This window comes from Stenotrophomonas sp. PI_27, assembly GCF_027854495.1.
Lineage (GTDB): Bacteria > Pseudomonadota > Gammaproteobacteria > Xanthomonadales > Xanthomonadaceae > Stenotrophomonas > Stenotrophomonas pavanii.
In genome coordinates, this window is record NZ_JAJNOF010000010.1 from 152,580 (window position 1) to 166,892 (window position 14,313).

At 67.6% G+C, this 14,313-nt stretch carries 15 protein-coding genes, 1 tRNA gene and 1 pseudogene; 10 read left to right on the forward strand and 7 right to left on the reverse strand.

Going from position 1 to position 14,313, the window contains the following annotated elements:
• Positions 1-104: 104 nt before the first annotated feature.
• The 5 genes from LRM18_RS14360 to LRM18_RS14380 form a co-directional block, all read right to left on the reverse strand.
• Entirely contained in the window at positions 105-773 is a 669-nt protein-coding gene (locus LRM18_RS14360) for a YoaK family protein (protein WP_053506629.1), read from the reverse strand.
• 12 nt (positions 774-785) lie between these two features.
• Positions 786-1,292 (reverse strand): hypothetical protein, encoded by a 507-nt coding sequence (locus LRM18_RS14365; protein WP_182067829.1) that lies wholly within the window; start codon positions 1,290-1,292, stop codon positions 786-788.
• On the reverse strand, positions 1,289-2,689 hold the full coding sequence (locus LRM18_RS14370) for a PhoH family protein (RefSeq protein ID WP_049466347.1): 1,401 nt from the start codon (positions 2,687-2,689) through the stop codon (positions 1,289-1,291). Before LRM18_RS14370 ends, LRM18_RS14365 begins: the two co-directional genes overlap by 4 nt.
• An 84-nt stretch (positions 2,690-2,773) precedes the next feature.
• Positions 2,774-3,253 (reverse strand): peroxiredoxin, encoded by a 480-nt coding sequence (locus tag LRM18_RS14375; protein ID WP_049466345.1) that lies wholly within the window; start codon positions 3,251-3,253, stop codon positions 2,774-2,776.
• Positions 3,254-3,344: 91 nt separating this feature from the next.
• Entirely contained in the window at positions 3,345-3,905 is a 561-nt protein-coding gene (locus LRM18_RS14380) for a glycine cleavage system protein R (RefSeq protein ID WP_005409051.1), read from the reverse strand.
• Positions 3,906-4,069: 164 nt separating this feature from the next.
• Between LRM18_RS14380 and dapA the strand changes: the two genes are divergently transcribed.
• Together dapA and LRM18_RS14390 are read left to right on the forward strand one after the other, a co-directional pair.
• A complete protein-coding gene (gene dapA / locus LRM18_RS14385) occupies positions 4,070-4,963 on the forward strand; it encodes a 4-hydroxy-tetrahydrodipicolinate synthase (RefSeq protein WP_053463400.1) in 894 nt (297 codons plus the stop codon).
• 32 nt (positions 4,964-4,995) lie between these two features.
• Positions 4,996-5,511, forward strand: coding sequence for a hypothetical protein (locus LRM18_RS14390; RefSeq protein WP_270954868.1), 516 nt, complete (start codon positions 4,996-4,998; stop codon positions 5,509-5,511).
• Between the two features lie 175 nt (positions 5,512-5,686).
• Here the strand turns inward: LRM18_RS14390 and fdxA are convergent, their stop codons facing one another.
• Positions 5,687-6,010 (reverse strand): ferredoxin FdxA, encoded by a 324-nt coding sequence (gene fdxA / locus LRM18_RS14395; RefSeq protein ID WP_049411316.1) that lies wholly within the window; start codon positions 6,008-6,010, stop codon positions 5,687-5,689.
• A gap of 189 nt (positions 6,011-6,199) precedes the next feature.
• On the opposite strand from fdxA, the gene LRM18_RS14400 reads away from it, so the two are divergent.
• The gene (locus LRM18_RS14400; protein WP_053506625.1) at positions 6,200-7,624 is read left to right on the forward strand and encodes a sugar porter family MFS transporter; all 1,425 of its coding nucleotides are present in this window, start codon (positions 6,200-6,202) and stop codon (positions 7,622-7,624) included.
• Between the two features lie 459 nt (positions 7,625-8,083).
• Here the strand turns inward: LRM18_RS14400 and LRM18_RS14405 are convergent.
• Positions 8,084-8,158: transfer RNA gene (locus tag LRM18_RS14405), tRNA-Glu, on the reverse strand.
• A gap of 46 nt (positions 8,159-8,204) precedes the next feature.
• On the opposite strand from LRM18_RS14405, the gene pcnB reads away from it, so the two are divergent.
• From pcnB to pgi, 7 genes and pseudogenes are all read left to right on the forward strand, one after another.
• Positions 8,205-9,590 carry a polynucleotide adenylyltransferase PcnB gene (gene pcnB, locus LRM18_RS14410; protein WP_270954869.1) on the forward strand — a complete coding sequence of 462 codons (1,386 nt, stop codon included), beginning with the start codon at positions 8,205-8,207 and terminating at the stop codon, positions 9,588-9,590.
• A gap of 3 nt (positions 9,591-9,593) precedes the next feature.
• Positions 9,594-10,079, forward strand: a complete 486-nt coding sequence (gene folK / locus LRM18_RS14415) for a 2-amino-4-hydroxy-6-hydroxymethyldihydropteridine diphosphokinase (protein ID WP_049466335.1) — start codon at positions 9,594-9,596, stop codon at positions 10,077-10,079.
• Positions 10,080-10,113: 34 nt separating this feature from the next.
• On the forward strand, positions 10,114-10,929 hold the full coding sequence (panB, locus tag LRM18_RS14420) for a 3-methyl-2-oxobutanoate hydroxymethyltransferase (protein WP_005416119.1): 816 nt from the start codon (positions 10,114-10,116) through the stop codon (positions 10,927-10,929).
• Complete coding sequence (gene panC / locus LRM18_RS14425; RefSeq protein WP_074725890.1) at positions 10,926-11,765, forward strand: pantoate--beta-alanine ligase; 840 nt, start codon at positions 10,926-10,928, stop codon at positions 11,763-11,765. Before panB ends, panC begins: the two co-directional genes overlap by 4 nt.
• 66 nt (positions 11,766-11,831) lie before the next feature.
• Positions 11,832-12,330 (forward strand): annotated as a pseudogene (locus LRM18_RS14430) (hypothetical protein).
• Positions 12,331-12,417: 87 nt separating this feature from the next.
• A complete protein-coding gene (gene panD / locus LRM18_RS14435; protein WP_005409061.1) occupies positions 12,418-12,798 on the forward strand; it encodes an aspartate 1-decarboxylase in 381 nt (126 codons plus the stop codon).
• Complete coding sequence (pgi, locus tag LRM18_RS14440; RefSeq protein ID WP_270954871.1) at positions 12,795-14,309, forward strand: glucose-6-phosphate isomerase; 1,515 nt, start codon at positions 12,795-12,797, stop codon at positions 14,307-14,309. Before panD ends, pgi begins: the two co-directional genes overlap by 4 nt.
• The last annotated feature ends 4 nt before the right edge of the window (positions 14,310-14,313 follow it).

Below are 14,313 nucleotides of genomic sequence, written 5' to 3' on the forward strand. Positions count from 1 at the left end.
GTCCAGCGGGGGAAAGTAGATCCATGCCATGCGTGGATGCCTTGGTAGATGGGGTCAGAGCCCTTTTTCGCAGGAAAAGGGACCTGACCCCCAGAGCGCGGCCCTCAGTGCCGCCAGCGCGCCCATTGCTGGTACACCACATAGCCGAGCCCGGTCAGGCCGGTCAGCAGGGCCGGGGCGAGCAGGGCGTGGTACTGCCAGCGCATGAACAGCCAGGCGCCGAGGATGCCGCCGCCGAGGAAACCGCTGATGATCAGGCCGCTGAGGGTCAGTCGCCGCACCTGCAGCGGCAGGCCACGCAGCAGGTGGCCCAGGCCGATGCCGAGGTCGGTGAACATGCCGCTGAGATGGGTGGTGCGCACCACCGCGCCGCTGAAGGTCGTGGCCATCGCGTTCTGCAGGCCGCAGGCCATCGCGGCGGCCAGTGCGCCCCAGATCTGGTGGCGTTCGAACAGCGGAATGGCCACCAGCAGCAGCGCTGACTCCAGCGCCAGCGCCACGCCGTAGCGTCGGCCCAGTTGCAGGGTACTGTCCTGGATCAGCAGGCCGCTGAGCATCGCGCCCAGCGAGAACGCGATCAGCAGCCCCCACAGATGGCCGACCGCGCGCCAGTCGCCCTGCGCCAGCGCCATGCCGAGCTGGCTGGTGCTGCCGGTCATGTGGCTGACCGCCTGGTGCTCGAAGCCGAGGAAGCCGACCACGTTGACCATGCCGGCCACGCACGAGAGCGCGACCGCGCCGATCCAGACCCAGGTGGGCAGGCGGATTCCCATCGGCGGGGCCCCTCAGGGCCCGCCGAGGCCGCCGTTGAACTGCAGCTCGCTGAAGGTGTTGCTGGCCGGGTCGAACACCGCGCCCCAGAACTGCGCGCCGCCGTCGCAGACGCGGATCGCTTCCCGCGCCGGGTTGATGCCGCTGTCGTCGGGCAGATGGAAGGCGTTGATGTAGATCAACCGCTTGCCAGCGCTTTCGATGCCGACGTACTGCCGGTCGAAGTCCAGCACCTTCGGCACCTGGGCCTCCAGCGACGACAGCTTCGCTTCCAGCTGGTCGACCTGCTGGCGGCTGGGTGCCCAGTAGCCGCTGACCCGCCCGGGCTCGCGGCCCGGGCTGGGCCGCGAGCAGGTATCGAGCACCTGCGCGGCGATGATCGGGCGGGTGACCACCCAGGACTGGCCAGTGCGCGCGGCAGTCGGCACGCTGGCCGGGCCGCGCGTGGTGGTGCAGGCAGCCAGGACGGCGGCGAGGGCGATCGCCGCCGTGGGCAGCAGCAGGCGGGTGCAGCGGTTCACAACACCTCCGAAGCGTAATCGGCCAGGCGCGAACGCTCGCCACGGCGCAGCGTGATGTGCGCGCTGTGCGGCCAGTTCTTGAAGCGATCCACCGCGTAGGTCAGGCCCGAGGTGGTTTCGGTCAGGTACGGCGTGTCGATCTGCTCGACGTTGCCCAGGCAGACGATCTTGGTGCCGGGGCCGGCACGGGTGATCAGCGTCTTCATCTGCTTCGGAGTGAGGTTCTGCGCCTCGTCCAGGATCAGGTAGCGCGACAGGAAGGTGCGGCCGCGCATGAAGTTCATCGAGCGGATCTTGATGCGGCTGGCCAGCAGGTCGTTGGTGGCCTGGCGGCCCCAGGTGCCGCCTTCCTGGTTGTGCGTCAGCACTTCCAGGTTGTCGGTCAGCGCACCCATCCACGGCGTCATTTTCTCTTCCTCGGTACCGGGCAGGAAGCCGATGTCCTCGCCCACGCTGACCGTGGCGCGGGTCATGATGATCTCGCGGTAGCGTTGCTGGTCCATCGTCTGCGCCAGGCCGGCGGCCAGTGCCAGCAGGGTCTTGCCGGTGCCGGCGGTACCCAGCAGCGTGACGAAGTCGATCTCCGGGTCCATCAGTGCGTTGAGGGCGAAGTTCTGCTCGCGGTTGCGTGCGCTGATGCCCCACACGGCGTGGCTGCCGTGGCGGAAATCATCGACCAGCGACAGCACCACCTTGCCGTCGCCGACCACGCGGCTGACGCGCAGCTCGACTTCATCCTCGCCTGGCAGGTAGACATACTGGTTCGGATACCACTCCTCGCCGTCCTGCGCCTGGATTTCGTAATGGGTACGGCCCTTGTCGCTCCAGCTGCGCAGGTCGTCGCCGTGGCGCTTCCAGAAGTCTTCCGGCAGTTCGGTGGCGCCGGTGTAGAGCAGGCTGAAATCGTCCAGCGCGCGGTCGTTCTCGTAGTCCTCGGACACGATGCCGGCGATGGCGGCCTTGATCCGCAGGTTGATGTCCTTGGAGACGAACACCACCGGCAGGTCCGGGGTTTCTTCCTTCAGGGCCAGGATCGCGCCAAGGATGGCGTTGTCCGGAATGACCTGGCCGAAGCTCTTGCCTGCATCGAAATGGCTGGTCTGGAAGCGCAGCTTGCCGGCGCTCTGCTTGCCGCGCAGCTGCAGGCCGTTGGGGCGCTGCAGCGGAATGCCGTCGGCCAGGTTGTCCAGGCCGGATTCCTGCACCAGCTCGTTGAGGAAGCGGCTCACCTGGCGGGCGTTGCGGCTCGCCTCGGAGGTGCCCTTCTTGCCGTTGTCCAGCTCTTCGATCACCTGCATGGGCAGGTAGACGTCGTGCTCCTCGAATTTGAACAGCGCGGTGGGATCGTGCATCAGCACGTTGGTATCCAGCACGTAGATGCGCTTGCCTCGGGTCATCGTCGATTCCTGGTTACGGACAGGGAAAAACCACCACGGCCTGCTGCGGGGCAGGGTGATGGCAGACACAGTAGGCAGTGGGACTCACTTGGACTGGGAGGCCTTCAGTTCGGCGAGAACCGCATCGGCATGGCCGGCAACCTTGACCTTGCGCCAGGACTGCACGATGCGGCTGTCGGGGGAAATCAGGAAGGTGCTGCGTTCGATGCCACGTACCTGCTTGCCGTACATGTTCTTCATCTTGATCACGTCGAAGGCGTTGCACAGCGCTTCGTCGCCATCGCTGACCAGCGGGAAGCCGAAGCCCTGCCTGGTGCAGAAATTGTCGTGGGACTTCACCGAATCACGCGAGACGCCCAGCACGACCGCACCGGCCTTCTTGAATTCCGGCAGCAGCGCGTTGAAGTCGAGGCCTTCGGTGGTACAGCCCGGGGTGCTGTCCTTGGGATAGAAGTACAGCACCAGCCAGTGGCCGGCGTAGTCGCCGAGGGTGGCCTGGGCGCCACCGGACAACGCCAGTGGCAGGGAGAGGGTGGTGCGGTCCAGGGTGTCGCCGTTGTTCATGAGGTCCTTCTGTCGAGCCTGGGTTCTTTCTACGACAATTGCATGAAACGCCACGCGCCCGTGAGGGATGCGCGAAAAATCAGGAATTCATTCAGAACTTCATCGGGTCCATGATCGCGTCCAGGTTCAGGTGGTCGCAGAACTCGAGGAAATCGTCGCGCAGCGCGGCGATGTGCATGTTGGCCGGCACGCCGATGGTGACCTGCGCGCTGAACATCTCCGCACCGGTCTGCATGGCGCGGTAGCGCGTGCTCTGCAGGTTCTCGATGGTGATGCCCTGGCGGTCGAAGAAGTCGGCCAGCTGGAACAGGATGCCCGGCTTGTCGGCGGCGATCACTTCGACGATGTAAGGCAGCAGGTTGGACTGCGCCTGCTTGGCGGCGGTGCGGTACCAGACCAGCTTCAGGCCTTCCTCGCGCTCGAGCCGGGTCAGCATCGCCTCGAGCTTGGCCACCGAGTCCCAGGAGCCGGTGGCCAGGGCGGTGACCGAGACATCGCGGCCGACCGTGGCCAGGCGTGCGTCCACCAGATTGCAGCCGCTGTCGGCGATGCGGCGGGTGACGGACAGCAGGGGGGACTCCGGATGCGTCGTATAGGCGTTGATCAGGAGGTGGTTTTCGCTCGGCGCGGGGCGCGGGGTGGTGTCGGTCAAGGCGATTCCGGGTAATGCATGCGTGAGTCTGAATGCCCGCCAGAGGCGGGGATCCACCGGTGTCCAGCATACTTGCCCGTGCTTTCGCGCCGCAAGTAACATTCAGGTCGCCCCCGGCCTGTCGTGGCGGGCGTTTTCCCTTCCCAGCCAAGAGCAGCACGTCCTTGTCCCTTTCCGGCCTCATCACCGCGCTGGCGACCCCGTTCCGGGCCGACGGTGCCCTCGATCCCGATGGTTGGCAGCGCCTGCTGCACCTGCAACTGGAGGGTGGCGTCCATGGCGTTGTCGTGGCCGGCTCGACCGGCGAGGCGGCCACCCTGACCGACGCCGAGTACGACCAGCTGCTGGCCAGTGCGGTGGAACGCATCGGCGGCCGCATTCCCGTCATGGCCGGCACCGGCTTGTCCGGCACCGCCAAGACCATCGAACAGACCCGTCGTGCCGCCGCACTGGGCGCCAGCCATGCGCTGGTGGTCACCCCGCCCTACGTGCGGCCGACCCAGGCCGGCCTGATCGCGCACTACCGCGCGGTTGCCGACCAGGGCGGGCTGCCCGTCGTCCTGTACAACGTGCCTGGCCGCACCGGCTGCGACATGCAGCCGGAGACCGTCGCCGAGCTGGCCAGCCACCCCAACATCGTCGGCATCAAGGAAGCGGTCGGTGACACCGGCCGGGTCCACGCGCTGCTGGCACTGCGCAGCCCGCAGTTCGCGGTGCTCAGTGGTGACGATGGCACCGCTGCCCGTTCCATCCGGGCCGGTATCGATGGCCTGATCTCGGTGGGTTCCAACGTGCTTCCCGGCGCCTACCGCCGGATGTGCGAGCTGGCCGCCGCGCACGACCATGAAGCCACCGAGTCGTGGGATGCGCGCCTGCAGCCGTTCCATGATTTCTGTGGCGTCGAACCGAACCCGATCCCGGTCAAGGCGCTGCTGCGCCGCATCGGCATCGGCCACGACCTGCGCCTGCCACTGCTGCCGCTGTCGGCAGCGCATCACCCGGCCGCCGATCATCTTGCGGGCGACATCGCCGCCCTCGAAGCCCTTTCCAGCCACTGACCTTCCGTCTTGGTCTGACCCAGGAGATTCATATGCGTCAATCCGTTTGCACCGTCCGCGTGCTGTCCTATGCCCTGCTTGCTGTGGCGGTCGCTGCCGGCACCACCGGCTGCTTCAAGCGCGGCGTCAAGGGCGACTACGCCCTGGCCCCGGAAATGCGTCCGCTGGAAGTGCCGCCGGACCTGAACCTGCCGGCCACCACCGGTGACAACAAGGTGCCGACGCTGGCCTCGGCGACCAAGCCGGCGGCACCTGCCGCGGCTGCCCCGGCCGTGGGCACCACGGGCTTCACCATTGCCGGCGGCAAGGAAGAAGCCTTCGCCAAGGTCGGCACGGCGCTGGAAGGCGTGGAGGGCGTGACCATCGCCAGCCGCGCGCAGCTGCTGGGTTCGTACGACGTGGCCTATGAAGGCAGCAACTTCCTGGTCCGCGTGGTCGCCGTCGATGCTGGCGCCTACATCTCCGCGGTCGATCCGCGTGGCCTGCCGGCCACGGCCGCAGCACCGGTGAAGCTGATCGCTGCGCTGAAGGCGAAGCTGGCGCCGTAAGGGCCGGTCGAGCGGGTGCGGGCCCAGGTCCGCAGCTGCCCGGGTAGAGGCCGACCTGGGTCGGCGCTTCTGTGCCAACCAAGGTTGGCACCTACCGGATCGTGCGGTTGGCGTATGCCGGAAAACGCAAAAGGGCGCCCAAGGGCGCCCTTTTCGTTGCTGCAACGGGCGCTTCTCAGCGCTCCAGCAGTTTCAGCTTGTCCGGCTTGCCATCCCACTCGCCGGCGTCGGCAGGCGGATCCTTGCGCACGGTCAGCACCGGCCACGCCTTCGCCAGCTCGGCATTGAGGGCGACAAAGCCCTCCTGGCCGGCGGGGACATCGTCCTCCGGGAAGATCGCGTTGACCGGGCACTCCGGCTCGCAGAGGGTGCAGTCGATGCACTCATCCGGGTCGATCACCAGGAAGTTCGGGCCTTCGTGGAAGCAATCCACGGGGCACACTTCCACGCAATCGGTGTGTTTGCACTTGATGCAGTTTTCGGTGACGACAAAGGGCATGGGCTGGGGGTGGATCGATTCCTGAACCCGCCAATTCTAGAACAGGTTGGCCCCCGGTGTCGGCGCGGAGCCGAAAACGGGCGTCTGGCAGGCGCGGCCGTGGCCGCCGTTGGCGGCATGGCAGGGCCTGTGCGACGCTGCGCGGCAACCGGCCGTGGTGGCCGGGCTCCCTTTCCAACAGGATCTTCCATGTCTCACGCCCAGCCCGGCGTCGCCTCCCACGGCGGTGAAAACACGGCCTTCATCGTCCTGATCAGCTGCGTTGCCACCCTCGGTGGGTTCCTGTTCGGCTTCGACAGTGGTGTCATCAATGGCACGGTCGATGGCCTGCGGCAGGCCTTCAATTCCAGCGAGGCCGCGCTGGGCTTCGAGGTCGCCTCGATGTTGCTGGGCTGCGCGATCGGGGCCTTCCTGGCCGGCTGGCTGGGCGATCGGCTGGGGCGCCGCGGCGTCCTGATCGTGTCGGCGCTGATGTTCCTGGTTTCGGCGCTGGGCGCCGGCGCGGCCCATGCGTCCTGGCTGTTTGTCGCGGCCCGCGTGCTGGGCGGTTTCGCGGTGGGCGCGGCCAGCGTGATGTCGCCGGCCTACATCGCCGAGGTCGCTTCGGCGCGGTATCGCGGCCGACTGGCCACGGTGCAGCAGATGGCCATCATCTGCGGATTGTTTGCGGCGTTCCTCAGCAATTATCTGCTGGCCCGCGCTGCCGGCGCCTCGACCGAGCCGCTGTGGCTGGGCCATGAGGCGTGGCGCTGGATGTTCTGGATGCAGGCGCTGCCCTCCGCGCTGTTCCTGGTGCTGCTGCTGGTGATTCCGGAAAGCCCGCGCTTCCTGGTGCTGAAGGGCCGCCAGGGGCAGGCGAGGGCGGTGTTGTCGCGACTGTACGGCGAGGCCGCTGCCCGGGCCAAGCAGGCCGAGATCGAGGCCAGCCTGGCACAGGACCAGCACAAGCCGCGCTTCGGCGACCTGCGCAGCAGGGCTACCGGCAGGCTGCGCCCGATCCTCTGGGTGGGCATCGGCCTGGCCATGTTCCAGCAGCTGGTCGGCATCAACGTGGTGTTCTACTACGGCGCGGTGCTGTGGCAGGCGGTGGGCTTCTCTGAAAGCGACGCACTGCTGATCAATGTGCTGTCCGGCGCGCTGAGCATCGGCGCCTGCCTGCTCACCGTGCTGCTGATCGACCGCATCGGGCGCAAGCCGCTGCTGTGGGTCGGCTCGGTCGGCATGTCGGTGGCACTGGTGCTGATGGTGGTGGCCTTTGCCAGCGGCAGCCTGGCCGGCGGGCGCCTGCAGCTGTCCGATGGCATGGGTCGGCTGGCGCTGGTCGCAGCCAATGTCTACGTGGTGTTCTTCAACATGTCCTGGGGCCCGGTGATGTGGGTGATGCTGGGCGAAATGTTCCCCAACCAGATCCGTGGCCCGGCGCTGGCTGTGGCGGGGGCCGCGCAATGGACCTCGAACTTCGCGATCACCGTGACCTTCCCGATGCTGCTGGCCGGCATCGGCCTGGCCGGCGCCTATGGTATCTACGCGGTCGCGGCGATCCTTTCGATCTTCTTTGTGGTCCGCTACGTGCGCGAGACCAAGGGCAAGGAGCTGGAGCAGATGGAAGGCTGACGGCCGGCCTGTGTTTCAGCGCCTCCCTGTTCTGCGGGGAGACGGCAGGTCCGCCGATCCAGGACACGCCGTAAACCCATCCATGGGGGCTCGATGGCGCCATCCATGGCGCCAACGGTCCTGGATCGGCGGGCCTGCCGCCTCTCGACACATTGCGGGTGGCGGACGCAGGTCTGCACGTCGGGATTGAATTGGCTGCGGATGAGCGAGGCTGTTCGTACCGCCGTCGCGGGAGATTGTCTGGAGGGGGCGGGCCACCCTTTTCTGGACCGTTGGCGCCATGGATGGCGCCATCGAGCACCATGGATGGGCTTTTGCGTGTCCAGAAAAGGGTGGCCCGCCCCCTCCCGCGCAGGAACAGGGAGGCGCACAAGCGGCCAATCCGATCGCAATCATTGCAACCCCGGAAAACAGAAAAGCCCGCACAAGGCGGGCTTTTTCGGTTCCTGCTGCGGCGACTGGCGCTCCCTAGGGGACTCGAACCCCTGTTTTAGCCTTGAGAGGGCCACGTCCTAACCACTAGACGAAGGGAGCGTAACTGTGTCGCTGCCGAGGCAGGAGCGCTAGTATATGCACCTCGATGCCATTGGGCAATCCCGAAACTTCAACCGGAAGCGCCAACATCATTTCCCCTGCTACATCACCGTTCAGCCTGCGCGTCATCCCGCGCGACCAGCACACGATCTCCCGCAAGGACATCAGCCCGAACGCCCTGCGCGTGCTTTATCGCCTGCGCGACGCCGGCTTCGGCGCCTACCTTGTCGGCGGCGCGGTGCGCGATCTGCTGGTCAATGGCCAACCCAAGGATTTCGACGTGGCCACCGACGCCACGCCCGAACAGGTCAAGCAGCTGTTCCGCAACTGCCGCCTGATCGGCCGCCGGTTCCGCCTCGCCCACGTTGTGTTCGGCCGCGAGATCATCGAAGTCGCCACCTTCCGTGCCAACAGCGATGACGGCAGCGGCGACCGCGAGATGGAAAACGGCATGCTCGTGCGCGACAACGTGTACGGCACCATCGAAGACGACGCCGTCCGCCGCGACTTCACCTGCAACGCGCTGTACTACGCCATCGAGGACTTCTCGGTGCGTGACTACACCGGTGGTTTCGAGGACGTGCAGGCACGTCTGATGAAGCTGATCGGCGATCCGGTGCAGCGCTACCAGGAAGACCCGGTGCGCATGCTGCGTGCGGTGCGCCTGGCGGCCAAGCTCGGCTTCCAGATCGAAGAGGGCACCGCCGCGCCGATCCCGCAGCTGGCCGGCCTGCTCAACGAAGCCGCACCGGCGCGCCTGTTCGAGGAAGTGCTCAAGCTGTTCCTGTCCGGGCACGGCGTGGCCAGCTTCGAAGGCCTGGAGCGTTACGGCCTGCTCGACGTGCTGTTCCCGGAAAGCGCCAAGGCGTTGAAGTCCAACCGCACCGGCGCGCTGCGCCGCATGCTGGTCGAGGGCCTGGCCAACACCGATGCGCGCGTGGCCAACGACGAGCCGGTCTCGCCGGCGTTCCTGTTCGCACTGCTGCTGTGGCCGGCGTTCTGCCGCGCGCAGGCGACCCTGCTCAAGCAGGGCGTGGCACCGGAAGAGGCACAACGCCGTGCCGCCGACCGCGTCACCGTGCAGCAGCTGAGCACCATTGCGCTGCCGCGGCGTTTTTCGCTGCCGATGCAGGAGATCTGGCTGCTGCAGTCGCGCTTCGGTTCGCGCCAGCGCAAGCGCGTGTTCCGCACCCTGACCCACCCGCGTTTCCGTGCGGCGTTCGACTTCCTCAGCCTGCGCCAGGTGGCATCGTCCGAGCATGCTGCCGATGTCGAGTTCTGGCGCGACGCGCAGGCGCAGTCCGGACGCGAGCTGGAATCGTCGCTGGATGCGATGCACAGCGAAGAGGCCGAGGACGAGAGTGGGGCGCCGCGCAAGCGCCGCCGTCGTCGGCGTCGTCCGGGCGCCACGGCCGGTGCAGCGGGCGAGTAAGCAATGACCCTTGCCTGGATCGGCCTCGGCGCCAACCTTGGCGACGCGGCCGCCACCGTGGGCGCGGCGATTGCCGCGCTGGACGGCCTGCCCGGGACCCGCCTGCGCCAGGCCTCGCGGCTTTACGCGACGCCGGCCTGGGGCAAGGAAGACCAGCCGCCGTTCGTCAATGCGGTGGCCTCGGTCGAAACCACGTTGCCGGCCGATGAGTTGTTGCAGGCGATGCTGGCGCTGGAGCAGCGCTTCGGCCGCGTACGCGATCCGGCGGTGCACTGGGGGCCGCGTGCGCTGGACCTGGACCTGCTGCTGTACGGCGCGCAGGTGCTCGATCAGCCGGGCCTGCAGGTGCCACACCCTTACCTGCACGCGCGTGCCTTCGTGCTGGTGCCGCTGGCCGAAATCGCACCGGATCTGGCCATTCCCGGCCATGGCCGCGTGCGGGATGCAGTGATGCGGGTGGATGCCTGCGGGATCGCGCCGATAGGGTGATAATGCCCGGGTTATCTCCCCCGGTTATCAGCACATGAGCACCCACGCAGACAGCAAGCCCTGGACCGTTCCCGCCCTGGCCGAGGCCAAGCGCAATGGCCAGAAGCTGGTCATGTTGACCGCCTACGACGCCGGCTTCGCCCGCACCTTCGACGCAAATGGCGTTGACCTGATCCTGATCGGCGATTCGCTGGGCATGGTCGTGCAGGGCCATGATTCGACCCTGCCGGTGACCGTGGCCGACATGGTCTACCACACCCGCGCCGTGGCCCGCGTGCTGCAGCGTGCGCTGCTGGTGGCCGACCTGCCGTTCGGCGCCGATGCCACCCCGGAGCGCGCGCTGGATGCTTCGCTGCAGCTGCTGCAGGCCGGTGCCGAGATGGTCAAGATCGAAGGGGCCGGCTTCAAGGTCGACATCATCCGCTACCTGGTCGAGCGCGAGATTCCGGTCTGCGCGCACCTGGGCCTGACCCCGCAATCGGTGCTGCGCCTGGGCGGCTTCAAGATCCAGGGCCGCGGCGATGCCGCCCGCCAGCTGGTCGAGGATGCCAAGGCCGTGGCCGCGGCCGGTGCCAGCATCATGGTGCTCGAATGCGTGCCGACCCCGGTCGCCGCGGAAGTGACCGCCGCGGTGGATGTGCCGACCATCGGCATCGGTGCCGGCCCGCAGTGCGACGGCCAGGTGCTGGTGCTGCACGACTTCCTGGGCCTGGACAGCGGCCATCGCCGTCCCAAGTTCGTCAAGGACTTCCTTGCCGAAGGCGGTTCGGTGGCCGGTGCCACCCGCGCATACGCCGACGCCGTGCGCGACGGCAGCTTCCCCGACGAACAGCACGCCTACGCCCAATGATCCAGACCTTCAACGAACTCGGCGCACTGCGCGCGCAGATCGCCCAGTGGAAGCAGGACGGCCTGCGCGTGGCGCTGGTGCCGACCATGGGCAACCTGCATGGCGGCCACCATTCGCTGGTGGCGCTGGCCCGCCAGTACGCCGACAAGGTGGTGGCGAGCATTTTCGTCAATCCGACCCAGTTCGGCCCGAACGAGGATTTCAACCGCTACCCGCGAACGCCCGAGGCCGACGTGGCCGGACTGGAGCAGGCCGGCTGCGACGCGGTGTGGCTGCCCAGCGTCGAGGTGATGTACCCGCTGGGCGTGGACAAGACCACGCAGATGCATGCGCCGGGTGTCAGTGAAGTGCTGGAAGGCGCCAGCCGGCCGGGCCACTTCGATGGCGTCTGCACCGTGGTGGCGCGCCTGTTCCTGCAGGTCCAGCCGGATGTGGCCGTGTTCGGCCGCAAGGATTACCAGCAGTTGGCGGTCATCAGGCAGATGGTGACCGAGCTGTCGTTCCCGATCCAGATCGTCGGCGCCGACATCGTGCGTGACGAGGATGGCCTGGCCAAGAGCTCGCGCAACCAGTACCTGAGCGCGGAACAACGCCCGGTTGCGACCACCCTCCACCGCACCCTGCTGGGCATGCGCGAGGGCTACGTGGCCGGTCACCCGCGCGAACGCATCGAGGCGGATGCCACCGCCGCGCTGCAGGCAGCCGGGTTCCAGGTCGACTACGCGGTGCTGCGCACCCCGGAACTGGCCGAGCCGACCTTCGACGGCGGTGGCCGCGTGGCGCTGATTGCTGCGCGCCTGGGCACCACCCGGTTGATCGACAACCTGGAGTTCTGAGCCGCACGTGGCTCCGGGGCGCCCGCAACGGGCGCCTCTCACCATCCCACGGACGGGAGACTGGATATGAAGACCCCTGCCACTGACGCCGGCCGCCTTGCCCACGCGTCGATCCTCGCCGTGCTGGGGGCCGGCATGCTGCCGGCGCAGCTGTTTGGCGGCCTCTTGTTCGCGCTCGAATTCAGGCGCACGCCGATGCCCGCGCTCACCGGCGGTGGGCTGATGTTCGGGCTGGGCGTCTGCAGCGCCATCGCGGTGTTCCTGCCGATGGCGCTGATCCTGCAGTCCCGGCGGCCCTTGCGCCGGATCAGCTTCGCGTTTGTGGGGGCTGCGCTGGGCGCGCTGGCCATGGCGGTCCATGAATGGCCGGGTGCGGTCCAGGGGCCGCTGCTGCAGCGCCTGCGCTATGTGGATACCTTCGATGTGATCCGCTATGGGCTGACGGTGTCGTTGGCCGGGGGGGCTGGGCCTGGCCGCCGGGCTGGCCTTCCATGCGGTATTCCGGCTGTCACTGCAGGGCGGTGCCGTCCCTGCCGCGCCAGCGCCGCGGGGCGAGGGCGCCTGAACGGCCTTCAGCGTCCTGCGGCAGCCCCCTGACGACGGCCAAGCGGGTGCTAGAATCTGCTCTTTCCTTTGCCGTTGCAGCGCCCCCATGCACCTGTCCCTGCTCAAGACCAAGATCCACCGCGCCACCGTCACCCATTCCGAGCTGAACTACGAAGGCTCGATCGCCATCGACGACAACCTGCTGGCGGCCACCGGCATCCGCGAGTTCGAGCAGGTGCACATCTGGGACGTGACCAACGGTGCGCGTTTCTCGACCTATGCCATCCGCGCCGAAGCCGGCAGCGGCGTTGTCTCGCTCAACGGTGGCGCCGCGCGCCACGTGCAGGTCGGTGACATCATCATCATTGCCGCGTTCGCCAGCATGACCGAGCAGGAAGCCGACAGCTTCAAGCCGAAGCTGGTGTACGTTGATGGCAAGAACCAGATCACCCACACCAACGACACGATCCCGACCCAGGCCGCATGACAACGAACAACGGATTCGACTCGCTGCATTCCCACGCCCAGCGCCTGAAGGGCGCAAGCATTCCCAGCCTGCTCGCCGCCGAACCCGGCCGCGTACAGGACCTGGCGCTGCGGGTCGGTCCGTTGTACGTCAACTTTGCCCGGCAGAAATACGATGCCGCGGCGCTGCAGGCGTTGCTGGCGCTGGCGGCCGACCGTGACGTCGGCGGTTCCATCACCCGCCTGTTCCGCGGCGAGCAGGTCAACCTGACCGAAGGTCGCGCGGCGCTGCACACCGCGCTGCGCGGCGACGTGGTCGATGCGCCGGTGGCGGCCGAGGCCTATGCCACCGCGCGCGCGATCCGCCAGCGCATGGGCGTGCTGGTGCGCGCGCTGGAAGACAGTGGCGTGACCGATGTGGTCAGTGTCGGCATCGGTGGTTCCGACCTTGGCCCGCGCCTGGTTGCCGACGCGCTGCGCCCGGTCACCGGCGCGCGCCTGCGCGTGCATTTCGTGTCGAACGTGGACGGCGCCGCCATGCAGCGCACGCTGGCCACGCTGGATCCGGCCAAGACCGCCGGCATCCTGATTTCCAAGACCTTCGGTACGCAGGAAACCCTGCTCAACGGCCAGATCCTGCACGACTGGCTGGGCGGCAGCGAGCGCCTGTATGCGGTCAGCGCCAATCCCGAACGTGCCGCCAAGGCCTTCGCGATCGCCGCCGATCGCGTGCTGCCGATGTGGGACTGGGTGGGGGGCCGTTATTCGCTGTGGTCGGCGGTCGGTTTCCCGATCGCGCTGGCGATCGGCTTCGAGCGCTTTGAACAGCTGCTGGAAGGCGCGGCGCAGATGGATGCGCACGCGCTGGATGCGCCGCTGGAGCGCAACCTGCCGGTGCTGCACGGTCTGACCGACATCTGGAACCGCAACCTGCTGGGCCATGCCACGCATGCGGTGATGACCTACGACCAGCGCCTGGCGCTGCTGCCGGCCTACCTGCAGCAGCTGGTGATGGAAAGCCTGGGCAAGCGCGTGCAGCGTGACGGCCAGCCGGTCACCACCGACACCGTGCCGGTGTGGTGGGGCGGGGCGGGCACCGATGTGCAGCACAGCTTCTTCCAGGCGCTGCACCAGGGCACCAGCATCGTGCCGGCCGATTTCATCGGCTGCGTGCACAACGATGATCCGTACACGGTCAATCACCAGGCCCTGCTGGCCAACCTGCTGGCGCAGACCGAGGCGCTGGCCAATGGCCAGGGCAGCGAAGATCCGCACCGGGATTACCCGGGCGGCCGCCCGAGCACGTTGATCCTGCTCGACGCGCTGACCCCGCAGGCGCTGGGCGCGCTGATCGCCATGTACGAACACGCCGTGTACGTGCAGTCGGTGATCTGGAACATCAACGCCTTCGACCAGTTCGGTGTCGAGCTGGGCAAGCAGCTGGCCAGTGGCCTGCTGCCGGCGCTGCAGGGCGAGGAGGTGGCGATTGCCGATCCGATGACCCGCGAGATCCTGGCGCAGCTGAAGCGCTGATGCC